This window comes from Taibaiella helva, from assembly GCF_003545695.1.
GTDB lineage: Bacteria > Bacteroidota > Bacteroidia > Chitinophagales > Chitinophagaceae > Taibaiella > Taibaiella helva.
The window spans coordinates 317,154-344,146 of the sequence record NZ_QUZZ01000006.1 but is presented as its reverse complement, the minus strand read 5'-3'; the positions used below and the strand labels follow the sequence as shown (position 1 = coordinate 344,146).

The window sequence follows — 26,993 nt, the reverse complement described above, 5'->3', positions numbered from 1 at the left end:
GCTAAAATTAAATCCTTCCGTTCTTCTTCCAGGGGTGTAAGAGACATCCCTTTCTTCCTCTTCAGGCTCGCAAATATCTATGCTTAATTATCTTCTCCCCCCAACTTTTACGATTGATCCATTGATCCTTCGCTGACGTACGTGCCCTCGATGTGCTACCGATATAAAACAGAAAAGCCCAGCATTGCTGCTGAGCTTTTCTTCGTTCGTCGGGACGACTAGATTCGAACTAGCGACCCCTTGCACCCCATGCAAGTGCGCTACCGGGCTGCGCTACGTCCCGAACTTTATTCCCTTGGGGTTTGTGTTGGGGTGGCAAAGGTAAGTAAATTTTTCTTTTCCCTGCAAAAAAAAAAGAAATAATCTTTGCAGCCCGATGCAACAGATGCCCGACACTCCTTTACCCACTCAAGAAGACCGCTTCCTAAGCCTGGCAGCCTGTGTATTGATCCCTACTTACAACAATGCCCAGACTCTTGAAGCGGTTATCCGCTCGGTGGTCGCCTATACGCACCAGGTTATTGTGGTCAACGATGGCTCCACCGATGAAACGGAGAAAATACTGGAACGCTTTCCTTTTATCCGTAAGCTGAGCTATATGCCCAATAGGGGTAAAGGCAATGCGCTGAAGCGGGGCTTCCGTTATGCACTGGAATTACATTACCGTTACGCCATTACCATCGACAGCGACGGGCAACATTATGCCCAGGACCTGCCTGCTTTTCTCGACGCCATTGAACAGCGTCCGGATTGTCTTATCATCGGTGCGCGCAATATGGACCAGGCGCACATACCCGGCAAGAGCAGCTTCGGCAATCGTTTCTCCAACTTCTGGTTCTGGGTGGAAACAGGTATAAAGCTGCCCGATACCCAATCGGGCTACCGGCTCTATCCCCTGCAGCCGATGCGTAAGATGAAGTTCTTTACCCGCAAATACGAGTTTGAGATCGAAACGCCTGTGCGCATTGCCTGGAAAGGCGTACCGGTGATTAGCGTGCCGGTATCGGTCTATTATCCGCCGGCCGAAGAACGCATCAGTCACTTTAGGCCTTTCAAGGATTTTACCCGCATCAGCATCCTCAATACTTTTCTCACCTTTACGGCATTGCTGTGGATCCATCCGCGCAACCTGGCGCTGAAGCTTACCAGCCGGAAAGGCTGGGCGGAGCTGTGGCAGCAGATCGTCGTGCGCCGGGAAGAAAGCAACCAGCGTAAGGCCTGGAGCATTGCCTTCGGCGTATTCATGGGCATATTCCCGGTATGGGGCTTTCAGCTGGCCATCGGCATCCCGCTGGCCATCTATTTCCGCCTGAATAAAGCTTTATTCCTGCTGGCGGCCAATATCAGCATCTTTCCTTTTACGCCGGTGTTCTGGGCATTAAGCGTGCTTACGGGCAAATGGCTGCTGGGTTACCATGATCTCAGCTTTTATTGGCGGGATATTTCTCTGCAGCAGTTCAAAGAGGCTGGCCTGGCCTTCTTCCTGGGCGGAGCTGTATTGGCCTGTGCTCTCGGTACGCTGACCTACCTGTTGTCCTGGCTCCTGCTATCCCTCTTCCGCAAAGAGCAGCCGGTAAGAGACCTGTAGCTTCAGGCCTGCTTCGCGATAATCCCGCTGATGATCCCGTCCAGGGCTTTGTTCAGGGCTTCAGGGTGCTTAAGCATCGGATAATGGGAAGTACCCTCTATCTCTACCAGCTTGTAACCGTTGACCGTATGTTGTTCCAGGGCAACCTTGCTGGTGGGCATATAGTTGACATTGACGAGGTGCAGCACCGGCGCTAAACGGGGTACTCTTTCCTTTTCGATCTTATCCATGGTGAAAAATTGCGGTAAGGTCTGCTGGCCCATAGGTTCATAAGCGTTGCGGTAAGCCGCCACAATCTTATCGGTGATCCATTGCGGGGTAGCGGGCGTGACCAGCACCATGCGTGCATATTGTTCGTTGGTGCCGGCAAAGTCGCGCTGCGATCGTTCTATAATGCTTTTAACCTGGCTTTCATATTCCTGTGGCAGGGGCGTGGCTACATTCTTGAAATTGTCGACCACGATAAAGCCAATAACCGGCGCGGGATAATCGGTAGCGGCAAGCAGGACGATATCTGCGCCCAGCGAATGACCGATCAGGATCACCTGCTGTAGCTGCAGCGCTTTCATCAGGTTAACCACATCATCAGCCATATCTTTAATGTGCCATTGTTCCCGGTTGCGCCCCGATGCGCCGTGACCGGCGAGGTCCATAGTCACTATGGTATACCGCGATTCGAAGTAAGCGACCTGCTTCGCCCAGTAGCTTTGATCGATAAAAGCGCCATGTACGAAGAGTAAGGTTACCGGGCCGTTACCATATCGGTTATAGCTGATCGGGAGGCCGTTGCTGATGATCTGTTCCATAAGAATCAGTGTTATTGTTCCTGCAAAATAAGGACGGACTGCTGACAACCCTATGGCAGCTTTGCATCAATGAAGATGTTGTACCTGTTAAAAAAGCCTCAAAGGGCAACCTCTGAGCAGTTGAAGCTGTTTTATGTATAAATAATCTACTGTTTATGAAACGCATATTCTTCTGGTTATTCGCCATTGTATGGTGTATGCCCTTTGCCCCTGTGGCGGCGCAAAGCGTGCTGAAGGAAAAAATGCCGCCTACCATTATGAAATACCTGGTTGATATGTCGCCCGAATATGCGACCATGGTAAAGACCATCAACGCGGCCCGGCTGACCGAAACTTTTGAAGGCCCCGGCCCCATGACGGTATTCGCACCCCGTAACCGGGCGTTCGATATCCTGCCTGCAGGCACAGTGGACAACTGGCTGAAGCCGGAAATGATGGATTCATTGCAAAAGGTGCTGACCTACCACACCGTAGCCGGCAACTGGCCGCTGTCCGATCTCCAGCAGAAAATCAAGGAAGCCGGAGGGGAGTTTTTCTTGCCCACGATAGGAGCGCCGGGCAAGCTGTCCTTCGTGATGGAGAACGGAAAAGTGATGGTCAAAGATCAGCGTGGTTTCAAAACTATACTGGAAACGCCTGTGGCCGAGCAAAACGGTTTGGTGTACAGCCTGGACAAGCTGTTGTTGCGCTAAAGCTAAGCTTTGCCGGGCTGCACGATTTCCCGATTTATGACGTAATTTTGAGGAGCGGTACAGCCGCTCTTTTTTTATTTCCTTAAGCCATTTTTGTGCAAAGCAACGAACGCATTTCCGTATTCGATATTTTTAAGATCGGTGTAGGCCCCAGTAGCTCCCATACCCTCGGCCCCTGGAAGGCCGCCCTGCAATTTCTCGACAGCCTGAAGCAGCAGCATAGCCTGGAAGAAGTAAGCCAGGTAAGGGTACTGCTGTATGGCTCGCTGGCCAAAACAGGCCATGGTCATGGAACCGATGTGGCGGTCATGCTCGGTCTTTGCGGGGAAGACCCGGTTACCTTTGACGTCAACAAGATCGACAGCACCATTGCTGCGCTTAACCGCGACCGGGTAATGTTGCTCGGTGGCAGCCGGCATATCCCATTCAACCCGCAGGAGGATATCGAATTCCTGATGAAGGAATCCCTGCCTTATCATCCCAATGCGCTGACTTTCCTGTGCTCGTTTAACGATGGTAATTCCATTGCCGAAACCTATTACTCGATCGGCGGCGGTTTTGTAGAAAAAGAAGGAGAGCTGCACGGCAGCGCTAATACGGCCGATTTGTATTTCCCCATAGATAATGCGCAGGACCTGCTGCACTGGTGCATCAAAACCGGCCTCAGCATTTCGGAAGTGGTGATGGAGAACGAGATCGCATGGCGCCCCGAACAGGAGACCCGCACAGGCCTGATGCGGATATGGCATACGATGAAAGATTGTATTTACAGGGGCTGCCACAGGGAAGGCAAGCTGCCGGGCGGCCTTGACGTTTCCCGCCGGGCGGCGCCGCTCAACAAGCGCCTGATGAAGGGAAAGACCTACAATGATTATGAAGAATGGCTTCAGGCCCTGCGGGAAGGCGGCAGCGACTTCAAATATATCCTGGATTGGGTCAGCTGCTTTGCGTTGGCGGTCAATGAAGAGAATGCTTCTTTCAGCAGGGTGGTGACAGCGCCCACCAATGGTGCGGCTGGCGTTATTCCTGCAGTGCTGCAATATTATGTTGCCTTCTGCGACGGTAATGATGAGAATAAGATCATCCAGTTCCTGCTGTGTGCCTCGGAGATTGGCAGCATCTTTAAAAAAGGCGCTACTATTTCCGCAGCCATGGGGGGCTGCCAGGCCGAGATCGGCGTCTCTTCTGCTATGGCCGCTGCTGCGCTTACCGAATGCATGGGCGGCAGCGTAAGGCAATGCCTGATGGCCTCGGAGATCGCCATGGAGCATCACCTGGGACTGACCTGCGATCCGGTAGCCGGTCTGGTACAGGTGCCCTGCATCGAACGCAATACCATGGGTGCGATCAAGGCTATTACCGCAGCGCAGCTGGCTATGCAAAGCAATCCTTACCAGGCCAGGGTTTCGCTCGATGCCGTGGTAAAGACCATGTGGGAGACGGCGCTGGACATGAATACCAAGTATAAGGAAACTGCCGACGGTGGCCTGGCGATCAATATTCCCCTGGGATTAAGCGAATGCTAGTCTCGTTTGCCGGGCGCAAATGATTGGCGGGAATGCTTTAACCGTTCCGTGGTCAGATGATATTTCACCGTTTCGTGCACAACGAAACGGTTTTTTATTTCCAGGCAAATACAGCGCTACCGGACATCCATACGAATGCGCCAGCTTTTGGGGAAATAATTGTTCATACGGTTGGGGAGCCATTTGCCCCAGCCCAGGCCCAGCCCTTCGAAAGTGGCTACCTGCCAGCCTTTTGCCGGGTTGTCTTTGCGTACTTCTTCTTTTTTGAGAAAGAGCAGGGCTTCTTCCCTGCTCAGCGGGAGGCGTGCCATAGCCTGTGATAAGTGTATGCTTAAGGCCAGCTCATGGTCGGGAAGGGTATCTTTCCCCGCGATCTTGCCGAGAGCGGTACCGGTCTTCTTTATCCGTAAAGCGGACTGAAGCAGAGCCAGGTCGGCGGTATGCGCCGCAGCGATGGCATAATACTCGCCGTTGCGTTCTATAGCGCTGAAATCATTATCCAGGAAGGGTTTCCAGCGGGAAGTCTCGTCTTTGCTTTTTCGGGGGGCTTGTCCTTTGTCTTTATGCTTTTCCCTGCGCGACGGCTGTTCTGCTGCTTCCGGTTTGCGGAAAGCGGCCAGGAAAAAGCCTTCACCTTTCAGCCGCCAGGGATAGAAGCGATAGCCATGGGCCTGGTTGTGGGCAGAACGGGTTGCCGTGATTTGCCAGGAGGGATTCGTCGGTATCGCAAGCGATTCCAGCGAAAGATGATCGCAGAGCCAGTCGCAGATAGCTTCATTTTCCTCGGCAGAATAAGAGCAGGTCGCGTACAGCAGCATGCCGCCTGCTTTCAATGCCGGCAAAGCGTCCGCTACAATGCGCTTCTGTCGCTCGCTGCACAGCTTCACATGATCGGCCGACCATTCGTCAACAGCAGCTTCATCTTTGCGCCACAGGCCAGAGCCGGTGCAGGGCGCGTCTATCAGCATCACATCGAAATAGCCCGGGAGCCGTTCGAAATCTTTGGGATCATTGTTGGATACCCAGGTGTTCATTTGGCCCCAGCGGGTCAGGTTTTCCGCCAGGATGGCTGCGCGCGGCTGTATCACCTCGTTGGCGATCAGCAAATCGTTCTCCTGCAGCAGGGACGCGAGCAATGTGCTTTTGCCCCCAGGCGCCGCACAAAGATCAAGCACCCGTATGGGTCCCTGCCGGTCGACCAGGCTGCGAAACGCGTGGCCCGCGAACATGGACGATGCCTCCTGCACGTAATAAGCGCCGGCGTGGAACAAAGGATCCAGCGTGAATACCGGCCGCTGATCGAGGTACCGGCCGCCCGGGGCAAACCAGGGCACGGCAGCGTTGTCTTCGAACGCGGGCGAAGGCTTGCCCGGATTGAGCCGTATCGAAGTGATGGCAGGTTGCTCATGCGCCTGCAGCAGGGCGTCGCTATCCAGGAGACCGCCGCCGGGCACCGGGCTCAGCTGCGGGACAATCGTTTTTAATTTATCGGTAAGGTTCACAGAAAGCAATACAGTTTGGAATGCAAAAAGTTCCGGCAGATATTAAAGGCCAATACCCAGCCCCATTTCAAATAATTCGGCATTAGCCATATGCGTTTTCAGGATGGCGGAAAGAAAAACCTCTTTCACCGGTCCTCTTTCTCCTTGTACCAGGTAAAGGTTGCCGCCCAGCTTCTGGTAGAACTTTTCGTTCTGCTCATCCATCCGGTGCAGGTAATAGCCGGCCTGGAACAGGATGCCGAGGCGCCCCAGCAGGAATTCATTGCCGATAAAAACAGCTGCCTGTGTCGAATGGCTGTATTCCGAACCCTGGAAATGCTCGATGCTTTTCAGCTTAGCATATTTGGCAGTATTGTAAGCGTAGTCGAAACCGGCATATACTTTATTCTTGCTCCAGTAGCGTTTGCTCAGGTAGAGCGCGCCGAGGTACACGGGGTTAAGCGGTCCGTCGGCCGGCGGCGCTTCAACGAAGGCCAGGCTGGCGCGCGCCTGTATCAGCCAGCGGTTCTTTAAAGGCTGCAGTGCGCGCCGGATTTGTTCCGGGCGGGCCGTTACAGGAAAATAGCGCAGTCCTATATGCGCACCGTACATATTGATCCCCAGGTTGGGTTGCTGGAAAGCCGCATTGGAAACATGCGAAAAATTGGCGCCGGCCTGCAGGTCCCAATGCTCGTCGATACGCCAGCGGAGATCGGTTGAGAAAGGGCTGATATTGTTCCAATGCCCGCCGATGGCCACATTCTCTGTATTGGGCGAGGGCAGGCGCTCGTAGGGCCTGGTATAGTAGCATACACCCATGCCTGCCCGGAAGGTCCATTCGAAATGGCCGCTGCGGATAAGCGGCAGCTGTATATTGGGAAAAACGCCGATGGCCTGTCCGTAGACATCCGGCATATTGTAGTTGTTGTAGTAAAGGCCTACGCCGACCTGCGGGTAGTTACGGCGCTGCTGCCAGTCCTTCTGACCGTAGGTCTGCTTGATGAAGTTCAGCTCTACTGAGTAGGAATGGCTGGGCAGGGGGCCGGTAAAGCGCGCGTTATGCCTTATCATTTTCCCGATCATCACATTGCCTTCGATGCCGAAACCGCTCCAGGGTTTTGCCTCCTGAGCGCTCAGGAGTATAGGTTGACTGCACAACAGCAAAAAAAAGGTGGAGTAGACAAAACGCATCAGGAGCAAACAGGCTTAAGGTCAGCTATTGATAGATCTTATACTTGGCCAGTTTCCACAGCTGCATCCGGTGCTGCAGCGATACCCGCAGTACGCCGCGACCGTATTTCATGCTCCGGCTGAAATTGATGCTCGAAGCTTCTTCAAAATACTTGGTCGGACAGGTGATCTCGGCAATATCATAGCCTTTCATAAAGATCTGGGAAAGCATTTCATTGTCGAAGACGAAATCGTCATTGTTGGCATTGAAATTGATGTTGCGCAGCACTTCGCCCGAAAAAGCGCGGTAGCCGGTATGGTACTCGCTCAGCTTCTGGCCGATCAGTATGTTCTCAAACAGGGTCAGGAAGCGATTGAAGATGTATTTGTACATAGGCATGCCACCTTTGAGGGCGCCCTTGCCCAGGATACGGGAACCCAGCACCACCGGGTAAAGATCGTTGGCGATAATATAGCACATAGAAGGGATCAGCTTGGGCGTGTACTGGTAGTCGGGGTGCAGCATGATCACGATATCGGCGCCCAGCTCCAGCGCTTTATTGTAGCAGGTCTTCTGGTTGCCGCCGTAGCCTTTGTTCTCTTCATGGCGGATGACATGATGGATACCCAGCTTACGGCCTACATCGGCCGTGTCGTCCTTGCTGTGGTCGTCCACAAGCACGACTTCATCTACGATGTCAAAAGGGATTTCATTATAGGTGCGCTCCAGGGTAAGCGCCGCATTGTAGGCAGGAAGCACAACAACAATTTTCTTTCCGTTCAGCATTAATTCTGTAAATCTTCTGGTTTTTAATATTTTCTTATGATTAATAGGTAGCTGCTCTGGTTAAGACTGCGTTTTGACCTTCATACCGGTCACCACGAGATTGCTGCTGGCTTTGCAGAGTAAGATACCATTTTCATTAGTAACCCTTACTGTTGCATGAATAATTTTTTTTCCCTGCCTGATGATCTCCGCCTCTGCCGTGATCCTTTCGCCCTCCGCAGCGGCATAAAGAAAATCAAGGTTCAGCGATACGCTGGTGTAATGCGACGCCGCTTCCAGCGATACAATGGCCCAGCCGATACATTCGTCCACGATCAGCGACATCATACCGCCGTGAATATTGCCGAAGGGATTGCACATCTCTCGACGGATCAGTACCGACAAAGCCACTTTGCCCCTTTCTGCCGACTCCAGCCTGGGGCGGAGCCAGTTACCGGCAGGTGATCGCGACTGGTCTATTTCCATACTGATCATGCTTTGGATCACCTCCAGCGCCTTTGTAATCATCGCAATTAAATAATTTTTAAAACGTGCAAAGCTACAATCTATTATCTTTGTTTCCTCGAAAAAATCACAGATTATATGACAATCACCCAATTAGAATATGTCGTGTCTGTTGCTACCTATAAGAGCTTCGTTGCCGCAGCGGAAAAGAGCTTCGTAACGCAGCCTACCTTAAGCATGCAGATACATAAGCTGGAAGAGGAGCTGAACGTAAAGCTTTTCGACCGTAACAAGCACCCGATCGCCACTACCGAGGTAGGAGAGGAGATCGTAAAGCAGGCCAAGGTGATCCTGGCCGAAGCGGCAAAGATCCAGGAGCTGATACAGCACCGGCAAGGTACCGTGGCCGGTAGCTTCAGGGTAGGCATTATTCCTACGCTGGCGCCTTTTATCCTGCCCCAGCTGCTGGAAAACCACGCTAAGGCGCATCCGGAGCTGCGCCTGGTAGTTACAGAGATGCAGACAAAAGATATCATCCGCAAGCTGAAAGACGATGAGATAGACTGTGGCCTGCTCAGCACACCGCTGGAAGACAATCATATTAAAGAATATCCCCTGTTCTACGAATCCCTGGTCGCCTATTTCGGTAAGGAAGAAAAAGCCTTGAAAAAAAGGACGGTTACCCCCGAGGATATTGATATGAAGCGTATCTGGATGCTCAACGAGGGCAATTGCCTGCGTAACCAGATCATCAACCTTTGCAGCGAGCATGTGGAAAAGCTGCAGGAAAGCCGCCCCTACCAATATGAGTCAGGTAATGTGGAAACTTTACGCAAAATGGTAGATAAAAATGGCGGTATGACGGTACTGCCGGAGCTGGCTACTTTTGAATTTACCGAAGATCAAAGCGAAAACGTACGCTACTTCGAAGGAGAGGAGCCGGTGCGGGAAATATCGCTCGTAACCAACGACCATTTTGTACGGCTTACCGTATTGCAGACGCTGATGGATGAAATACTGAAGCTGGTGCCCGAAAAAATGCGGGTGCAGAAGAAGAACCGCAAAATACTGCGCATACAGACAGCCAAATTATAAGGCGGCATAACTAAGTAACAGCAGCGGATACGGGAAATAACCGTATCCGCTGCTGTTTATTCCGGGTATATATGTCGAAGCCCTAAGGCGGGTAGCTGCTATCAGAAACTGACCCAATTGGGCGCTGCAGTAAATTCATTGTCTTTGAAAATAACAGAAAACAGGTTGGGATCATTGGGGTCGCGGTACATCCTGATACCGAACCGGTATTTACCGCCGAGCTTTAGTATCTGGTTCTTCCCGTTGACGATAATGCACTGCGTATCAGAAGTGAAAAAAGGACCTCCCTTCACTTCATGAGGGATCAGCAGGTGGGTCACTTCCTCAAATTGCGGGGCAATGTCCGGCTCTTCCACGCCTGCCGGCGCACAGGCATATTTGCTGGTCGAGAAATGGATCAGCGCCCGGGTCCTTACCAGGTTAGTATCCGTATTGCGTTCATATATATTGAACGATTCGCCGATGGTGGAATAGTACAGCGTACAATCCATGAGCTGGGTCATAAAAAAAGCAATTGGATCAGTGAACGATTAGGTTAGCGTGGACGGGCTGTATCATTGTACTGGCTCTTGTCCTTCTGGTGGGAAGAGTGGTCCATTTTATCGTGGTCCCTTTCCTTCTTTTCCTTTTTCATTTTCTTCATGCTGTCTTTTTTCTCTTTCTTCATATCATCGTTCTGCATCTCGGTCTTGTTCTGATCCTTCCGGGGTTGCTGCCTGTTTTCCTGGGCTTTCGATGCCGTATGGGCCAATAAGCCGATCGCGGTAATGAGCACTAGCTTTTTCATATGTCTTCGTTTTTTGGTTTTGGCAGAAAGCCTATGCTTCCTTTTCTATAAAACAGCGGCAAAAAACATACCAGGAAAAGCGGTAATTCATTATCAAGGCTTTGGTTCCGGCGCCGGGAAAGCGGCTGTGGAATTTGTTACTAACACTGTTGCTTATAATCCTCGCCGGCTCGGGAGCATCGCGGCCCGGCTTCGGAAAGGAAGAGCGCAGGGTCTTGTTTCGGAATACGGGCAGAATGCCTTATTTTGAATCGTTTAAGCCGCTTGCGGAAGCATCAGGCCGCCGCGAAGTAAAATAATTAGCCTAATTTCGGGACCTGAATGTAGAACATGCGACCTTTTTAGGTCGATTTAATTAAAAATTCAGCATATATTTTGACATTTGAAGATTTTCAGCTAGACGACGATGTACTGGATGGCATACATGCCATGGGTTACCGTACTCCTACTCCCATACAACAGGAAGCCATTCCCCTGATCCTGGATGGCAAAGACCTGATCGCCTGCGCCCAGACCGGTACCGGGAAAACGGCCGCTTTTATGCTGCCCCTGCTGCATAAGATCCTGCAGCTGCCCGCCGACGGGATCAATACCCTGATCCTCGTGCCCACCCGGGAGCTGGCCATACAGATCGACCACCAGGTAGAAGCCATGGGCTATTACCTGAACGTAAAATCCATTGCGGTATATGGCGGTGGCAGCGGCCAAAGCTGGGTACAGCAAAAGCAGGCCCTGACCAAAGGCGCCGATATCATTATCGCTACGCCCGGCCGCCTCATCGCCCAGATGCAGATGGGGGGCATGGACTTTTCCAGGATTGAGCACCTGGTGCTCGACGAGGCCGATCGGATGCTCGATATGGGCTTTTACGAAGACATTATCAAAATCGTAAACGCCTTGCCCAAAGAGCGGCAGACGCTTTGCTTCAGCGCTACCATGCCGCCCCGCATCCGTAAGCTCACCCAACAGATACAGAAAGATCCGCAACAGATCAATATTGCTATTTCCAAGCCGGCTGAAGGCATACGCCAGCTGGCCTATATGGCGCACGATGAGCAGAAGCATAAGCTATTGCTGCAGGTGCTGCTTGAAGGTCAGTATAAGTCGGTGATCATTTTCTCTTCCAGCAAAGAGAAGGTAAAAAGGCTCGAAAGAGAGTTTCGCCAGGCAAAGATCAATGCCAAGGCTTTTCACTCCGACCTGGTGCAGGAAGAACGCGAGAAGCTGATGCTGGCCTTCAAGAACCAGAAAATAGACGTGCTGGTCGGCACCGACGTATTGTCGAGAGGCATTCACGTAGAAGGGATCGACCTGGTGGTGAATTACGATGTGCCACCCGACCCGGAAGACTATGTGCACCGTATCGGGCGTACAGCGCGGGCGGCCAGCACCGGTACGGCCATCACCTTTGTCAATGAAAAAGATCTGCGCCGTTTTCATGCGATTGAGAAGCTGATCGGCAGAGAAGTGGAGCAGGTGCCCCTGCCCGAAAGCCTGGGTAAAGGACCTTCCTATCATGCGCCGCGCCAGCGTCCGCAGGGCGCCGCCGGCCCGAAGCCGGGTGGCGACAAGCCGGGTAATAAAAAGGGTAAAGGCGGAGGCAAGAAGTATTATAAGAAACCCAAGCCGAAAAGCCCGGGTGGTGCACCCGGCAATGCAGGCCCGCAGGCACAGGGCTGATTTTCGCGTTGCAAAATAGGCGTGTCTTATTCGTATAGGAAGAGGCTACCTCAATTAGTGAGGTAGCCCTTATCATTAATCCGGCCTTGATATGCCAGGGTGTGATTAGCTGGACGGAGCGATTGGAATCCTTTATTTCGCATGCTACGCAAGCTGCATCCAGGATGGCGGTGGGATGTTTACAGGTGAAGCGCCGCTGCGCGCCTCCGTGAGCAAATAAAGAAGATGAAATACGGCGCGAGCTATACGCTGCAGGAATTTTTCCCCACGCTCAGCATACAGGTGGAAAGCAAACAGTGCCGCCTATGCTGGGCGGCACTGTTGCCATTTTGTACTGAAGGTAAAAAGTATGCTTAGCGCACAACGATCTTTTGTGCTTTCCCTTGTTGGATGCCTGCCTTTCTTAAAGCGATAAAATAAATTCCTGCAGGGCAGCGGCTGAGGTCGATACGGTTCTCGGCTGCGTTCACCGCTTGTTCACTGAATGACCTTCCCAGCATATCGTTCAGCACGATCCTGTAACCGGCGTAGGAAGTATTGCCTTCGAGACGCAGTATCACCTCGTCTTCTGCAGGATTGGGATAGAGCGCAAAGGGCAGCGCGGCCGCTATATCAGGAATGCCCGTGGTGCAGTCTACCGTAAGCTGCTGGGTTTGTGTAGCGGTATTGCCATGGCCATCATCATAACGCCAGGTAATGGTATAGCTGCCGCCAACGGTGAACACCAGGGAATCGGTAGCGCCGGTAAGGTTACCGGCGCAGTTGTCCGATGCCACAGGTGGTGTAAGGGTATAGGGGCAATTGCCCTGCACGGCAGGCAGGGTAGCGAGGTTGGGTACAGGTGCGGTAGTATCATCGATAATCACCTGCTGGCTGTGTACAGCCGTATCGTAGCCGTTGATAAAGGTCCAGGTAACGGTAAAAGTGCCCTGCTGATTATAGCTCAGCGGATCGGTAGTGGTGCCGGTAATTGTATTGCCGCCGGCATGCGCTATGGGCGGCGTCAGTGTCGTGCCGCATTCGGCATAAACAGCAGGCAAGGGGAGGGTATCAGGCTGTGGCATGCTGTAAGTATGCAGGATCAGCTCATTGGCGATACGGCCGTTCACGCTGCCGCTGTCCAGCCGCTGGAAAGTAGTGCCGTCCACCACTTCATAGATCGAAGGGCTGGCAAAATTAGTGGCGCTGGCCAATGCGAAGTCGCCGGTGGCAGGATCCACGGTAAAGGATTTACCATAGGCAAAAGAGAAGCTGCCACCGCTGAGCAGGCTGGTATACACGGGCGTAGTCGGTATATTGGGTGCAGCAATGTTATAGATGTGCACATTCTTGCCTGAGAGAAAATACAGCTTTTGCTGCGCCAGCCGCAGCTGCGCAGCATTGCTGACCCCGGTGAGCACAACGGGCGGTTGCAGCAAGTCGCTGTTGGCCGGCTCGAGCCTTACCAGCGCCGATGTTCCGGAAACCTTGCCCAGCAGCCATATGCAGTTATTTACGGCATCGTACTCCATGCCGGCGATAGCGCCGATATTGGGCAGCAAGGTAGCGGTCGCCGTGCTGGTCGCCGTGTCTACCTTGACCAGCTTGCTGCCGATGGCCACATACATAAAGCCATTGGCCTGCACCATATAGCTGGCATAGGAGCTGAGCATGGAAGAAGGATCGTTTACAGGATTCAGCGTATTGCTGTTAAGATCGAGCTGCAGCAGGCCGCCGTTGGCCGGGCTCAGGTAACCCTTGGTATTGCTGGCTTTGCCCACACACTGGATGCCGCCGATAGTGGTAAAGGTCCTGACGCTGTCGAAGGAAGGATATCCGGCAATAGCCAGCTTGACCGGCGCGACGCCTTTACCACAAAGCACAGCCTTGTCGCCGAACACTTCAAAGTCCTGCAGCACATCGATCCCCGCGGTGCTGTTGGCCGTCTGGTACAACGGTCCCGAGGTCATCAATGCAGCGGGTGAAATACGAGATACCTTGTAAACGTCGCCATTGGGGGTTCCGAAATTCCCTTCCGCGACCACATACAGGTCAAAATTCTTGGTTTGCGCAACCAGGGTTTGCATGCAGCAAAAGGCCACAATGCTGAGTAAACATTTTTTCATCTCCTTTCCAGGATTTAAACGATAAACAATAACGGAAAATGAATTGCAGGAAACTACCGGGAAGGAAGCAGCTGCATTTACGTTTTTTCTCCGAAAACCAAATACAATATGCTTGCTGGCAGGTCTCCTGGCTCAGCCTATTACATTTCGCCTTCCCATCTTGCAGACAGTGGCTTTTTGAAATGCGTTTACAGGCTTTACAGTTGCGGGAACAGCCCCCGGTTTGCACGGGGTTCCCTTTTAATTCTTCAATCGAAGAAACCAAAAGCGCCGCGAAGGTAAGAAGAAATGGTGAGGCCCATGTAAAAAGGTTATCTTGGGCAAATGAAGGCTTTCTTTTTCACGATAACCGGCATGGCTTTGATCTGTGCGTTCGCCTTACCATACCATGAAGAATACCATATGCGGTGCTGCTCTATCCGTGTTCCCCCGGATCTAGAACGGTCCTTTTACGCTTCCTTTGATTTGATAGCAGCTTGTCAGGATAGTGCCCGCCGCGCCGCAGCCGGACAGAACTGCCCCCGGCTTTTTAACGGCCGATATAATATTTCATACCGATATTGAAAGTAGAATTGGTAATGGGCTTGCCGTCGACCAGGATAAACCGGGTGAGGCCCTGGCGGTATTGCATGTTGAGCGAAAGCTTTTGCCATACGCGGTAATCCACCTGGGCCTTGACGCCCGCATCCCAGTCGCTTACATTTTTATCGGTAGCGACATTGCTGTAGCCGGCCTTGTCCAGCTGGCCAGGGTCCTGCTGCAGGTCCAGGGTGCGGTTCAGGCTTTTGTACAGGTCGCCGCCTACAGAAACCGAAAGGTCGCGGGTCGCTTTTACACCGAAAGCCGGCGCGATACCAACAGCCAGGATGTTGTTCACATAGCGGGCATCCGTGCTGTTTATTTTCCCGATACCGGTAAAGCCGCCATCGCTGCTGCCCAGGCCTCCTCCCGACTTGTCGCTCGATACGATCCGTTCCGAATAATTGACCTGGGTGGAGGCCAGGGCCACCGTGGCTTCGGCAAAGAACCGGTCGCCCAATTGTCTGCGGGCCACCACCCCGACATTATACTGGAAATTGCCGAGGCTGGGTTTGCCTACATTGGCGGCGATACCCAGGTTAAGCTTTCCTTCCCTGGCCCGGTCGGGTTCCATAGCATAAGCCGGGTATAATTGATTTATACCTGCAGCTGTACTCCTGCGATCTGCCTGTTGCTTGTGCGGTGCTGCCGGCGCGGTAGTCTCCATGGGCTGCTCCGGCCGGCCGGAGGGTTGTTGCGCTGCAGGTACCGCTGCAACTGGAGGGTTGGTGGCGGTATGCCCTTCCTGCTTTTGAATAGGACTAGCTGGCGGTGATACCGGCGTAGGTCCGGAAGGTGTTGGTTCCTGTTTAGAGGATACTGTTCCCGGTACTGTTGAAGGAGCCGCGGCAACGTTCCGCGTAGTTGCAGGAGCAGCAGGTACGGCAGCCGGCTTCCCGGCGATCTCCGGCGCTTGTTCCCGGTTCCGGGGCTGCAGGAAGTAAATAGTAAAGGCAGTGCCCAGCACCAGCGCCACCGCTGCGGCGGCTTTCCAGGCCGGGAACAGGAATACAGCTTTAGAAGCAGCTGCCGGCGGATGAAGCTCCTGCTTCAGTTGCTCCCAGGCCACCGCGGGAGGAGCATATTCCTGCTCCGCCATCGCTTCCCTCATCCGCTGTTCCAGTTCACTGGTGTTCATACGCTTGTTTGATTAGATGTTAGGTTGCCGCATTTTTCCCGTAAGGTTTTCCGGGCCTGGTGCAGCAGCCAGTAAGAATGATTTTCCGTAATCTGCAGCAGCGCTGCAATCTCTTTATGGTTGTATCCCTCGAAAACATGGAGGTTGAATACTACCTTTTGCTTTTCCGGTAATATATTGAGCAGGTGGAGTACGTCACGGGCCGAAAATTTCTGTAAAACCTCATTATCGGTGAAGCCTTCGTGTGCAGGATGTTCATAATTGCTGTAGACCGTGTGCTGATCTATCTCAAACTTCAGGGTATTGCTGCTGCGCAGCTGGTCGATGCATACCCTGGTCATGATCTTACGGGTCCATCCCTCGAAAGAGCCCTCGAAGCGGAATTTGCCGAGATGGTCGAAAATCTTCAAAAAGCCGTCGTGCACCCATTGTTCAGCGTCTTCACGGTTGCCGGCATAGCGGATCGCGACTTTCATCAGGTCACTGTAACAGGCATAATAGAGCTCCTTCTGCATCCCGGCATCTCCCCGGACACAGCCCTCAATAACGATATGTAGCCTCTGCTCGTCTAATGCCATTAAGCGTGGAGTCCCGCTTTTGGGTGTTTACGTTCTCTCCTTCAGAGATGCTGTTTACAGTCACTGACGGTACAAAATACATAAATTGCGCCAGCCGCAACTGGTACCGGGCCACCCGGGGAGGCTGAAAAGCCGCTATTTGGTGACAGGCAGTAAAGGCAGGGTCGGCCGGGGCTGTGCTACCACGCTTTCATGGATCTGCCTTTACTCCTACCTATATGACGGCAGGAGCAAGGCAAATCTTAGAGCCCCATAAAATTTTTCTGTTGCTATATGTTGTGACCGGTCGCTGCGGACCGGCATGATTAATCGGGCAGAGCGAGGATGGGAAGATGGTTGATCCGGGTGAGCCTGCGGCTGTGCACCTGGTTAAAGATACTGTACCAGATGCCGTGGCGGTGCGGGATCACGATCAGCAGCTGTATGTCGTGGGCGCGGATGTACCGGATAATGGTGGCCACCACGTCGGTATTCTCAATAGAGGCATAAACAGGCTGGTAATCCTGTAGCATACCTTCCAGCATATTGCGGTGCTCCTGCCTTTTCAGATCGTTCTTTTTATCGGGTACGCTGACATGGATAATATGCAGTTGTGCAGGGCCTGCGTCGAGCACCCGCTTCATAAAGTCCAGCTGCTGCGGCAGCAGGGGCTTGGCGTAGTCGCTGGCGAAGCCGATATGGGCAATCTGCTGGTAACGCACCGAACGGGGAATAATGAGCACCGGTATCGGCAACTGATTAATGGTGTCGACAAACTCATCGTTCCAGCCCCAGAATTCGCCGTTGCTCTGTGGTGCGCCTACGATCAGGAAATCGATGCGGTACTCGCCCAGCAGCTCATTCATGCAATCGGCAGGTTTACCGAAGGTGAGCTTATGAACAAGCTGCAGGTCGGGAAACTGCTCCCTGGCCCAGTCGGCTTCGGCTTGCAGCCTGTCTTCGGTATGCTCCATGCTGGAGTGAATGCTGGAAAAAGCCAGGGCATCGGCGGCATAATTGAGCGGCGGATCATAAGTGTGGGTCAGCACCAGGGAATAATCCCTGTCTTTTGCCATAGCGCAGGCATATTCCAGAGCGTTGCGGGAGGTTTCGGTAAAGGCGGTAAACACCAGTATTTCGGGTTTCATACAACCGGGAATTTGAAAGGTAATCGGAAAATATGATCAAATAGTAAACAGTATAGAGCTAAACTAATAAAGCAAAAAAAATCAGGTGACGTTCAGGTTTTTCCTGATACGCGTCATCACACCGATCAGGTCTTCCAGCTGCTCCACAGCTACATTCTGCTTAGCCGTATGGTTCAGCGCGCGTATCCAGGGCTGTACCTTTTTCTTCATGGCTTTGCCCCCGGGTGTCAGGTAGATGATCTTGTTGCGCCGGTCCACGCCTTCCTGGCGATAGACCAGGTCGCGTTTGACCAGGTTGTCCAGCACATAGGTCACGCTGGCCTTATCCTTGGCCGTGATGTTGGCGATCTCCTGCTGGTTGATGCCGTCCTTGTTCCAGAGGCAATACAGGATCTGCATCATCTCAAACGTAAGATCGATGTTGTTCTCCCTCAGCTTGGCCTGCAGGAATTGCTTGAACGCCAGGTTGACCAGGGTGATTTCCTTCGTGAATTTCGAGATCAGGTCCATACCAGATTACTATACCAAAGTTAAGTATTAAATCGTTTACATCTTTACCTTTTTGTCGACAATTTTCTCAATATCCTGGCATTTTTCGTAAAGAAAAAATAACCGCAAAGCTCGCGGAGGTAACTGCAAAGTTTCGCAAAGTATCAGAGGTGGACGGGTCCCTTAGAGACCAAATGTTTGTAGTAATTCGCAAAGTCTGTTTTATACATGCGCGTTGCGGCGCAGTGTCACATTAATCGTACAATCAGTCGCAATAAAAGAGCCGCCCTCCCGGACGGCTCCCTTTTCACACCTCTATCCCACACGATCAGCCCTGTAATATTCTTTATCTTAACGACGTCCATAATGATTGCCGCGGTTACCCCGGTCGCCCCTGGGACCTGCGTCCACGCGTCCATGATCCTTTTCCCATTGCTGGTGCATCGGGTGACCCTTGCTGGCATAGTAGCGGCTGTCGCGGCTATCGCGGATCACCGGCTGGCTGTGTACGCCCTTATACCGTGCATAGCGGTTGATGTCGTCGCGGTTGTTGCGGAAGGGGCTGGGCCGGTTGATCACTACCTTATAAGTATTGTAAAGGTTGACGTTCCGGTATCTTCCGGGCAGGTTGCGGGCATATACCCAGCGGCTGCCGTTGGGATAGATGAACTGGCCCCTGCCGATATCGTAATAGCAGTTGATATCGGGAAGATAATAGTAACCGGCATAATCGTAGCCGGTAGGGCCCCAGGCCGGCTGGCTGCCTATGTTGATGTTGACGCTGATCTGTGCTGTGGCTTCCCTGGTCATCGCTGTTGCTCCCAGAAGCAGGAGCGCTATCATTACCTTTTTCATAATGTTCCTGTTTTATTTCTTTGATCAGCAGCGAGCATTTTCGTTTAATGCACCGGGTTAATGATTTGCTAAGGATAGTGTCGTCATTGCAGACCAGTAAGACCGGGTTTAGAGACAATGTTTCGCAAAATGGAACATAGATTTTCATCTCTTCAGGTTTTGGCCATAGGTAAGGGTCAAAGCTTTTTTGGTATTTATCTTGATTTAAAGTTTAAAACACTGTAAACATGCAAGCAACGGGCAGAATTGTCAGGCAAAGGGGAGCAGATGCTGAAAAAAAAGCACTCTGGTTCCACAAAAAGTATAGAAAATGTCAATTTGGCAATTGCCCGGCCTTTGGAATAACCTTTGTTCTTGCTACAACGACAATCACTCCTTAAAACATAAGCCTTATGCAGGAAAAAGGAAATATATCCATACACACGGAAAACATTTTTCCGATCATTAAAAAGTTTTTATACTCCGACAACGAGATTTTTCTTCGTGAGCTGGTATCCAACGCCGTCGATGCTACCCAGAAGTTGAAGCGCCTGGCTTCGCTGGGCGAGTTTAAGGGCGAAACCGGTGAGCTGATGGTAGAAGTGAAGCTGGATAAAGACCAGAAGACGATTACGATCAGCGATCGTGGTATCGGTATGACCTCCGAGGAGATCAAGAAATACATCAACCAGGTGGCCTTTTCCGGTGCTACCGAGTTTATGGAAAAGTTCAAGGAAGCCAAAGATGCCAATGAGATCATCGGTAAATTCGGTCTGGGCTTCTATTCCGCTTTCATGGTGTCTCACAAGGTAGAGATCAATACGCTCTCTTATCAGGAAGGGGCGCAGCCGGCCCGCTGGATCTGCGACGGCAGCACCGAATTCGAGATCACCGATGGCGACCGTACCGAAAGGGGAACCGATATCATTCTGCACCTCAACGAAGAGGCGGAAGAATTCCTGGACGAGTACCGCTTGCGGAGCATTCTTGATAAATATTGCCGCTTCCTGCCCGTACCGATCAAGTTCGGCACCCGGACGGAAAGAGAGCCGGATGGCGAAGATGAAGAAGGCAAGCCTAAATTCAAAGAGATCGAGGTCGACGATATTATCAACAACACGGCGCCCATCTGGACCAAGGCCCCTTCCGAGCTGAAAGATGAAGATTACCTGGACTTCTACCGCGAGCTGTATCCCATGTCGGAGGCGCCGCTGTTCTGGATCCACCTCAATGTCGATTATCCCTTCAACCTGACCGGCGTGCTGTACTTCCCCAAAGTGAAGAACGACTTTGAGCTGCAGCGCAACAAGATCAAGCTGTTCAGCCGCCAGGTGTTCATTACCGACGAAGTGAAAGACATTGTTCCCGAATTCCTGATGCTGCTGCATGGTGTGATCGATAGCCCCGATATCCCGCTGAACGTGTCCAGGAGCTTCCTCCAGGCCGACGGCAATGTAAAAAAGATCAACAACTATATCACCAAAAAAGTGGCCGATAAGCTGAACGAGCTGTTCAAGGCGGATCGTAAGGGCTATGAAGAAAAATGGATCGACATCGGCCTGTTCGTGAAATACGGCATGATCACCGAAGAGAAATTCTACGACCGTGCTAAGGACTTCGTGCTGCTGCAGAATGTAAAGAAAGAATTCTTTACGCTTCCTGAATATAAAGAGAAAGTGCAGGGACTGCAGACCGATAAGAACGATACTGTTGTGTACCTGTACAGCAATGATACCGGCAAGCAGCATACCTTTATCCATACGGCAGAAAAGAAAGGCTATGATGTGCTGGAAATGAATTCGCCTATCGATACACACTTCATTGCACAGCTGGAGCAGAAGCTGGAAAAGACCTCGCTGAAGCGTGTCGATGCCGACGTGGTCGATAACCTGATCGCCAAAGACGAAAAGATCGAAAGCGTGCTGAGCGAAGACCAGAGCAAGCTGGTGAAAGAGCTGTTTGAAAAAGCGATCAATAAGACGACCATGAACGTGGAAGTGACCGGTCTGCATCCGGAAGAGCTGCCGGTAACCGTAACCATGGACGAGTTCATGCGCCGGATGAAAGATATGGCCCGTACGGGCGGTGGTGGTATGATGGGCTTTTACGGCAATCTTCCCGATAACTATAAAGTATCGGTGAACGGCAACCATAAGCTGATCCGCCGGATGCTGGAAGAAAAGGACAGCGAAACGCAGAGCCGCCTGGCGCGCCAGGCCTTCGACCTGGCCCTGCTGTCGCAGGGAATGCTTACCGGCGCCGATCTTACCGATTTTGTGAACCGCAGCGTAGCGCTGATCGGCGCTTAAGCCGGTCTCCGCGAAGAAATACAAAGCTGCCCGGATGTTGGTTCCGGGCAGCTTTTTTGTATCCGTGCAGCATATGATGACGTGTGTTTTTGCGCTATTTTTGCAGCCGTTCTATTTCTATTTTCCGCACATGATTGATTACGAAAACGCCGGTATCAAAAGCATTGCCGTGCATAAGGTGGGCAATAAGCTTACCGATGACGGGATGCATCTGTCGAAGGAGCCGGTGCAGTTTGAAGACGAATACACGCCCACTGTCCTGCTGAAGTATTTCATTCACCCCTTCAATACCAGCGAGCTGTACCGTTTCAGCCATCCTACCGATCTTTCGCTGAACGAGGTGTATACCTATGTGACAAAGATCTTCGACCGGCCTGAAACCCTGCACCAGCAATCGATAGAGATCGCCAAGCACTTGTACGAGCAATCGGTACATCCCAAGGTAGGCGCGGGCGAGCTGTGCGTCTGCTATTTTACCGACCTGGTGATGGAAGAGCGTACCGCGCGCGCGATCGGTATCTTCAAGTCGGAGAATAAAGATACTTTTCTCAAGATCGACGCCACCAGCGAAGATTTTAAGATCCGTCACGAAGATGGCATCAATGTGAACAAGCTGGAAAAAGGCTGCCTCATTTTCGACGATGAGCGAGGGGAAGGCTACCGCCTCTGCATGATCGACGCGCAGCGCTCGGGCGATGCGCAATACTGGAAAGATAATTTCCTCAGCATTACGCCCATCAGCAACGACTACCACAATACAAAAGACTTTCTCAGCATCGCCAGGAACTATGTGACCAAGCAGCTGACGGAAGACTTTGAAGTGTCGAAAGCCGACCAGATCGACTTTCTCAACCGCTCCGTTAATTACTTCAAGCATAACGACACTTTCGATAAGGACGAATTTGTGGAGACGGTATTCCAGGATAAAGGCATTATTCAGTCGTTCAATACTTACGATGAGCATTACCGGCAGGACCATGATCTGCAGCTCTCCGATCGCTTTGACATCTCGCCCATGGCAGTTAAGAAGCAGGAGCGGATATTCAAGAGCGTGCTGAAGCTCGATAAGAACTTTCATATCTACATTCATGGCGACCGCGACCTGATCGAGCAGGGTATGGACGATGACGGTCGTAAGTTTTATAAGATCTATTTCGAGGAAGAATCCTGATCCCTTATGGAAGAAGACCTGGTTCGGCTGAAAGCATTTACGGATGCGGTTTTTCCCCTTCCTCCAAAGGACTGGGAAGCCTTCTCCGGCATATGGCAACCCTTTCGCGCCGGTCGTAAAGAGGTGCTGACAAGGATCGGCGGCCCGGAGCCTTACCTGTATTTCGTGACGGAAGGGGTACAGCGCGTCTATTATTTCGACGACGAGGGCAGGGAAGCAACGCTTGTCTTTACCTATGCACCTTCTTTCGGCGGTGTGCTCGATGCCATGATGTTGCAGCGCCCTTCCCGCTATGCTTATGAAACGCTTACCGCTTCTTCCTTTCTCCGGGCTTCGTACAGGGATGTGGCGCAGCTGATGGAATCGAGCATTACGGTAGCTGCTATGGTCCGCACCGGCCTGGTGGGCGCGTTATCGGGCCTGCTGGAGCGGCTGGCAGAAGTGCAATGTTATTCCTCTGCTGATAAGTTCAGGAAGCTGCTGGAACGCAGCCCGCACATTCTTCAGCTGGTACCGCATAAGTACCTTGCCAATTACCTGGGCATCGATCCCTCCAATTTCAGCAAGCTGCTCAACAGCATTCGTATCTGAAAAATCTTGGTTTTTACCAAGAATGTACAAAGCGCGGCGTGCGACTTTTGCCCTGTATTGTACAAAACGCTTATGAAACCGATCCTGAAATCCGATTTGCTGCATAGCCTGGAACAGCGCGTGGAACAACATTTGCAGATTACCACCGCACGGCTGCAGAACCTGAAACCGGAGCAGTTGCTGCAACCTGCCCCCGATGGCGGCTGGAGCATTGCCCAATGCCTCGAGCACCTGAACAGCTACGGCCGCTACTATCTCCCGGAAATTGAAAAAGGATTAAGCCGTGCAAGGCCTGTTACGGCAGATACCTTTACCAGCACCTGGCTTGGCAATTATTTTACCCGTATGATGGAGCCGGGTGCGAAAAAATACAAAGCGCCGAAGGACCATCGCCCGGCGCCTGATTTGGATGCCGTAGCCGTGATCGCCACCTTCATCGAGCAGCAGGAGACCTTGCTGGCTTACCTGCGACAGGCCGGAGCGGCCGATATGGACAAAGTACGTATCCCCATTTCCATCGCCCGCTGGATCAGGCTGAAGCTGGGCGATGTTTTCCGGTTCCTGGTGGCTCACAATGAACGGCATATGCAGCAGGCCTTAAGGCTGCTGAAATAGCTTGTCTCCAAGGTGACAGCGGGAATGCACTATCTTTACAGGGAAGATCAATCTTTCTCTTATGTCTGCTACTGCCGCCGGTATTGTTTTGCGCGAGGTCCATCCCGATGAGCTGGAAGCCCTTTGCGAGATCAGTGTCAGCACCTTTACAGAAACCTTTGCCGCCAGCAATACGCGGGAGAACATGCAGCGTTACCTGGACCAGCATATGACTATGGACCGCCTGCAGCGGGAGCTGTCAACGCCCGGTTCCGTTTTCTTTTTCGCCTTGGTCAATGAGCTGGTAGCCGGTTACCTGAAAGTCAATACCGGTGCGGCGCAAACAGAACCGCTGGGGGAGGACAGCCTCGAAGTGGAGCGTATCTACGTCGACAAAAGCTACAAAGGCCTGGGTATCGGGAGATTGCTGATGGACAAGGCTTTTGCACTGGCTAAAACGCAGGGCTGCAGCGTGGTATGGCTGGGTGTATGGGAACACAACGAGGCGGCGATCGCCTTTTACCGCAAGCTTGGGCTCGAGCCTTTCGATACGCATCTGTTTTACCTGGGCGACGACCGGCAAACCGATATCCTGATGAGAGTCGTTTTAAGCTAACGGGCGGTGGCCGGGAATGTTTTTATTTTTTTTGCAACCGTTGGCGCATCGCTTGTGTTATTCTTAAAAGCAAAGCAATGAGCAATACACGAGATACCCAAACCGTAACGCCCTACCTGATCCTCAATGGGGCGGCCCGTTTTATCGAATTCGCCCGGGAAGTGTTCGGCGCAGAAACGGAGCTTGAAGAACGCCGGCCCGAAGAGAAGGCGCGGGTAATGCACGCCCAGCTCCGGATAGGGAACAGCACGGTCATGTGCGCCGATGCGACGGAACAATGGAAAGCCGAAGCCGCCGGCTTATTCATCAATGTGACCGATGCCGACACCTCTTTTGAAAAAGCGCAGCAGGCCGGCGCCACTGTCATAATGCCGCTTTCCGACCAGTCCTATGGCCGTACCTGCGGTGTGAAAGATCCCGCAGGGGTGACCTGGTGGATCACCAGTCCTATAGCCCCGTAACCAGTAGCCGTGGTAGCCGGTACTGTGGCGGAGAAAGCATTTTAATTGACCGGATCAACGTATCTTTGACGTTCAAATGCGCCGATTGATATGAAGAAAATACTGGTTACCGGAGGTTGCGGCTACATAGGCAGCCACACTATCGTAGACTTAATCGCTAATGGTTACGAGGTCATTTCCATTGATAATCTTTCCCGTGGGTTCCAGCAGACGATGAATGGCGTTGGGGAAATCGTAGGAAAGCCTGTGAAGAACTATATGGTGGATCTCTGCCACCTGGAAGATGTAAGAGCCGTATTCGAGGAAAACCAGGATATTGCCGGTATTATTCATTTTGCTGCGTATAAATCGGTTGGTGAGTCGGTAAACAAGCCCCTGGAATATTTCCGGAACAACCTTACCTCCCTGCTGAATATCCTGCAGTGTGCGCGGGAGTTTGATGTCGATAATTTCGTATTCTCTTCTTCCTGTTCGGTATACGGCAATGCCGAAACCCTGCCGGTTACGGAGCTGGAGCCGATGAAGGAAGCCCAGTCGCCCTATGCCCGTACCAAGCAAATGGGCGAGGAGATCTGTGCCGATTTTGTAAAAGCCAATCCGGGATTCAAGGTGATCCTGCTCCGGTACTTCAACCCGGTTGGGGCGCATCCGACGTCGCTGATCGGCGAGCTGAATGAAACGCCGGAAAACCTGGTGCCCGTAATTACACAAACTGCTATCGGCAAGCGCAACAGCATGACCGTATTCGGCAATAACTATGATACCCGCGATGGTTCCTGTATCCGGGATTATATTCATGTCATGGATGTCGCTCATGCCCATACCCTGGCGATGTCTGCGTCGTTTGCCGATATCCTGGCCTCCGACTGCGAGATCTTTAACCTGGGTACCGGCGCCGGCGTGAGCGTGCTGGAGCTGATCGCCGCTTTCGAGCGGGTTTCGGGCTGCAAGCTCAGCTATAAGATCGGCGCCCGCCGCGAAGGAGATGTTGTGGCTGTATATGCCGACAATGCAAAAGCGCGTGCAGCGTTGGGCTGGGATATCACCTACGATATGGATGCCATGATGGATACCGCCTGGAAATGGGAGCAGCAGCTGGCCAGGACGGCGCAGAAGATCATGTTCAACTAAAAGAAGGCATTCATGCAACAGCCGGGGAAAGCGATCGTGCTCTTTGACGGCGTCTGTAACCTTTGCAGCGCTGCTGTCCAGCTGATTATCCGTCATGACCCCGGCGCCATTTTTCGCTTTACATCTTTGCAATCGGAACAGGGGCAGGCGCTCCTGGAAGCATACGGCATTCCCATAAAGCAATCGCCGGAAAGCCTGGTGCTGATCATGGACGGGAAGGCCTGGCAATATTCATCGGCAGCTCTTCGCATTGCCGGTAAGCTGCGCGGCTGGTACCGCTTGCTTTATCCCCTCATCCTGCTGCCGGCGTGGCTGCGCGATCCTTTATACCGATGGATCGCCCGGAACCGTTACCGCTGGTGGGGGCGCAAGGAGGAATGCTGGTTGCCGGCGCCGGAGCTCAGAGATCGTTTTCTGTAGATTGGCCTCATGTTTTCCGCTTTTTTAAGAAAATGTTTTCTTCTTTTCCCGGCACTGCCATAGGGTTGTCAGTAAGAGATTGTTACTTTGTGGTATCATCAAAAGCCAATGATATGATCCCTGAACAATCCACTGCAGCCCTGCAGGAAAATGCGATCGCTTACGCGATGAAAAATTTTGCCGCCTATAATCTCTGGGCCAATACCACCCTGGTCAACTGGCTGAGAACAAAAGAGGCTTCTTTAATGGAAGCTGAAGTGCCTTCCAGCTTTCCTACCATCAGGCGGACATTAGTGCACATCCTGCAGACACAACAGTACTGGTTTTCGGTAATCAGCAAAACGGAGTTCCAGCCTTTTGCTGATGAATGCACCGCGGAAGAGGCATTCCAGGCCTTGCTGGATCATTCAGAAGCAATGGCCGGTTATGTGCGGGACATGAATGAAGAAGACCTGCAGGATAAGACCCTGGTGACCAGTCCCTGGTTTGAATGCAACTTCAACAACTTCGAGTACCTGATCCAATGCGTGAACCACGGTACTTATCACCGCGGGCAGGTGATCACCATAGGCCGGAACCTGGGCTTTACCGATGCGCCCATGACCGATTATAACTATTACAACATTTACGGAAAGGCCTGATGGCAGGCGGCTGCAGCCGCCAATGCTAAAGCTTTCGTAATGTCGCAAATCACCCCGCGATTTGACTGATACACCCCCTGTCGTTCCTGATAATGTCGGCTAACTTTACACTACCAATAAATGCCGGCATTACCGGCGCCGGTGGGTTCAATG

The 26,993-nt window shown here is 52.2% G+C and carries 27 protein-coding genes, 1 tRNA gene and 1 riboswitch; of the genes, 14 read left to right on the top strand and 14 right to left on the bottom strand.

The annotated features are described in order from the left end of the window. Positions 1-209 precede the first annotated feature (209 nt). Positions 210-283: transfer RNA gene (locus DZC79_RS11950), tRNA-Pro, on the bottom strand. A gap of 93 nt (positions 284-376) precedes the next feature. Between DZC79_RS11950 and DZC79_RS11945 the strand changes: the two genes are divergently transcribed. Continuing rightward, a complete protein-coding gene (locus tag DZC79_RS11945) occupies positions 377-1,588 on the top strand; it encodes a DUF2062 domain-containing protein (protein WP_232831821.1) in 1,212 nt (403 codons plus the stop codon). Positions 1,589-1,590: 2 nt separating this feature from the next. Here DZC79_RS11945 and DZC79_RS11940 read toward each other — a convergent pair whose 3' ends face one another. After that, positions 1,591-2,394, bottom strand: coding sequence for an alpha/beta fold hydrolase (locus DZC79_RS11940; RefSeq protein WP_118951812.1), 804 nt, complete (start codon positions 2,392-2,394; stop codon positions 1,591-1,593). A gap of 155 nt (positions 2,395-2,549) precedes the next feature. On the opposite strand from DZC79_RS11940, the gene DZC79_RS11935 reads away from it, so the two are divergent. Both DZC79_RS11935 and DZC79_RS11930 read left to right on the top strand, forming a co-directional pair. Further along, entirely contained in the window at positions 2,550-3,086 is a 537-nt protein-coding gene (locus DZC79_RS11935; RefSeq protein WP_118951811.1) for a fasciclin domain-containing protein, read from the top strand. Positions 3,087-3,181: 95 nt separating this feature from the next. Then, positions 3,182-4,612: an L-serine ammonia-lyase gene (locus DZC79_RS11930; protein ID WP_118951810.1), complete on the top strand. Its 1,431-nt coding sequence runs from the start codon at positions 3,182-3,184 to the stop codon at positions 4,610-4,612. 116 nt (positions 4,613-4,728) lie between these two features. Here DZC79_RS11930 and DZC79_RS11925 read toward each other — a convergent pair whose 3' ends face one another. From DZC79_RS11925 to DZC79_RS11910, 4 genes are read right to left on the bottom strand one after another with little or no spacing between them, the layout of a single operon-like run. Continuing rightward, entirely contained in the window at positions 4,729-6,114 is a 1,386-nt protein-coding gene (locus DZC79_RS11925; RefSeq protein WP_157977094.1) for a methyltransferase RsmF C-terminal domain-like protein, read from the bottom strand. A 42-nt stretch (positions 6,115-6,156) separates the two neighbouring features. After that, positions 6,157-7,284, bottom strand: a complete 1,128-nt coding sequence (locus DZC79_RS11920) for an acyloxyacyl hydrolase (RefSeq protein ID WP_118951808.1) — start codon at positions 7,282-7,284, stop codon at positions 6,157-6,159. A gap of 25 nt (positions 7,285-7,309) precedes the next feature. Beyond that, on the bottom strand, positions 7,310-8,050 hold the full coding sequence (locus DZC79_RS11915; RefSeq protein WP_118951807.1) for a glycosyltransferase family 2 protein: 741 nt from the start codon (positions 8,048-8,050) through the stop codon (positions 7,310-7,312). Positions 8,051-8,110: 60 nt separating this feature from the next. After that, entirely contained in the window at positions 8,111-8,557 is a 447-nt protein-coding gene (locus DZC79_RS11910) for a PaaI family thioesterase (protein WP_118951806.1), read from the bottom strand. A 75-nt stretch (positions 8,558-8,632) separates the two neighbouring features. Here DZC79_RS11910 and DZC79_RS11905 point away from each other — a divergent pair, with 75 nt between their 5' ends. Continuing rightward, entirely contained in the window at positions 8,633-9,589 is a 957-nt protein-coding gene (locus tag DZC79_RS11905) for a hydrogen peroxide-inducible genes activator (protein WP_118951805.1), read from the top strand. A 101-nt stretch (positions 9,590-9,690) separates the two neighbouring features. Here the strand turns inward: DZC79_RS11905 and DZC79_RS11900 are convergent, their stop codons facing one another. Together DZC79_RS11900 and DZC79_RS11895 are read right to left on the bottom strand one after the other, a co-directional pair. After that, positions 9,691-10,092 (bottom strand): hypothetical protein, encoded by a 402-nt coding sequence (locus tag DZC79_RS11900; RefSeq protein ID WP_118951804.1) that lies wholly within the window; start codon positions 10,090-10,092, stop codon positions 9,691-9,693. A gap of 32 nt (positions 10,093-10,124) precedes the next feature. Next, positions 10,125-10,376: a hypothetical protein gene (locus DZC79_RS11895; protein WP_118951803.1), complete on the bottom strand. Its 252-nt coding sequence runs from the start codon at positions 10,374-10,376 to the stop codon at positions 10,125-10,127. A gap of 375 nt (positions 10,377-10,751) precedes the next feature. Between DZC79_RS11895 and DZC79_RS11885 the strand changes: the two genes are divergently transcribed. Beyond that, complete coding sequence (locus DZC79_RS11885) at positions 10,752-12,056, top strand: DEAD/DEAH box helicase (RefSeq protein WP_198666864.1); 1,305 nt, start codon at positions 10,752-10,754, stop codon at positions 12,054-12,056. Positions 12,057-12,409: 353 nt separating this feature from the next. On the opposite strand, the gene DZC79_RS11880 is transcribed toward DZC79_RS11885, so the two are convergent. From DZC79_RS11880 to DZC79_RS11855, 6 genes are all read right to left on the bottom strand, one after another. Further along, positions 12,410-14,161, bottom strand: a complete 1,752-nt coding sequence (locus DZC79_RS11880) for a T9SS type A sorting domain-containing protein (RefSeq protein WP_118951801.1) — start codon at positions 14,159-14,161, stop codon at positions 12,410-12,412. Between the two features lie 100 nt (positions 14,162-14,261). Then, positions 14,262-14,442: riboswitch (cobalamin riboswitch) on the bottom strand. 248 nt (positions 14,443-14,690) lie between these two features. Beyond that, positions 14,691-15,878 carry a hypothetical protein gene (locus DZC79_RS11875; protein WP_118951800.1) on the bottom strand — a complete coding sequence of 396 codons (1,188 nt, stop codon included), beginning with the start codon at positions 15,876-15,878 and terminating at the stop codon, positions 14,691-14,693. Continuing rightward, entirely contained in the window at positions 15,875-16,456 is a 582-nt protein-coding gene (locus DZC79_RS11870; protein WP_118951799.1) for an RNA polymerase sigma factor, read from the bottom strand. Before DZC79_RS11870 ends, DZC79_RS11875 begins: the two co-directional genes overlap by 4 nt. 305 nt (positions 16,457-16,761) lie before the next feature. After that, the gene (locus tag DZC79_RS11865; RefSeq protein WP_118951798.1) at positions 16,762-17,583 is read right to left on the bottom strand and encodes a universal stress protein; all 822 of its coding nucleotides are present in this window, start codon (positions 17,581-17,583) and stop codon (positions 16,762-16,764) included. Positions 17,584-17,664: 81 nt separating this feature from the next. Next, entirely contained in the window at positions 17,665-18,093 is a 429-nt protein-coding gene (locus tag DZC79_RS11860; protein ID WP_118951797.1) for a MarR family winged helix-turn-helix transcriptional regulator, read from the bottom strand. A gap of 330 nt (positions 18,094-18,423) precedes the next feature. Then, on the bottom strand, positions 18,424-18,927 hold the full coding sequence (locus DZC79_RS11855; protein ID WP_157977093.1) for a hypothetical protein: 504 nt from the start codon (positions 18,925-18,927) through the stop codon (positions 18,424-18,426). Positions 18,928-19,319: 392 nt separating this feature from the next. Here DZC79_RS11855 and htpG point away from each other — a divergent pair, with 392 nt between their 5' ends. From htpG to DZC79_RS11810, 9 genes are all read left to right on the top strand, one after another. Continuing rightward, a complete protein-coding gene (gene htpG / locus DZC79_RS11850) occupies positions 19,320-21,215 on the top strand; it encodes a molecular chaperone HtpG (RefSeq protein WP_118951795.1) in 1,896 nt (631 codons plus the stop codon). A gap of 130 nt (positions 21,216-21,345) precedes the next feature. Continuing rightward, the gene (locus DZC79_RS11845; RefSeq protein WP_118951824.1) at positions 21,346-22,386 is read left to right on the top strand and encodes a nucleoid-associated protein; all 1,041 of its coding nucleotides are present in this window, start codon (positions 21,346-21,348) and stop codon (positions 22,384-22,386) included. Between the two features lie 6 nt (positions 22,387-22,392). Continuing rightward, positions 22,393-22,977, top strand: coding sequence for a Crp/Fnr family transcriptional regulator (locus tag DZC79_RS11840; RefSeq protein ID WP_118951794.1), 585 nt, complete (start codon positions 22,393-22,395; stop codon positions 22,975-22,977). A 72-nt stretch (positions 22,978-23,049) separates the two neighbouring features. Then, complete coding sequence (locus DZC79_RS11835) at positions 23,050-23,592, top strand: DinB family protein (protein ID WP_118951793.1); 543 nt, start codon at positions 23,050-23,052, stop codon at positions 23,590-23,592. Between the two features lie 61 nt (positions 23,593-23,653). Further along, on the top strand, positions 23,654-24,187 hold the full coding sequence (locus tag DZC79_RS11830; RefSeq protein WP_118951792.1) for a GNAT family N-acetyltransferase: 534 nt from the start codon (positions 23,654-23,656) through the stop codon (positions 24,185-24,187). A gap of 77 nt (positions 24,188-24,264) precedes the next feature. Beyond that, positions 24,265-24,648: a VOC family protein gene (locus DZC79_RS11825; RefSeq protein ID WP_118951791.1), complete on the top strand. Its 384-nt coding sequence runs from the start codon at positions 24,265-24,267 to the stop codon at positions 24,646-24,648. A gap of 90 nt (positions 24,649-24,738) precedes the next feature. After that, complete coding sequence (gene galE / locus DZC79_RS11820; RefSeq protein WP_118951790.1) at positions 24,739-25,779, top strand: UDP-glucose 4-epimerase GalE; 1,041 nt, start codon at positions 24,739-24,741, stop codon at positions 25,777-25,779. 12 nt (positions 25,780-25,791) lie between these two features. After that, positions 25,792-26,199, top strand: coding sequence for a thiol-disulfide oxidoreductase DCC family protein (locus tag DZC79_RS11815; RefSeq protein ID WP_118951789.1), 408 nt, complete (start codon positions 25,792-25,794; stop codon positions 26,197-26,199). Positions 26,200-26,312: 113 nt separating this feature from the next. Further along, positions 26,313-26,840, top strand: coding sequence for a DinB family protein (locus DZC79_RS11810; protein WP_118951788.1), 528 nt, complete (start codon positions 26,313-26,315; stop codon positions 26,838-26,840). Positions 26,841-26,993: the final 153 nt, after the last annotated feature.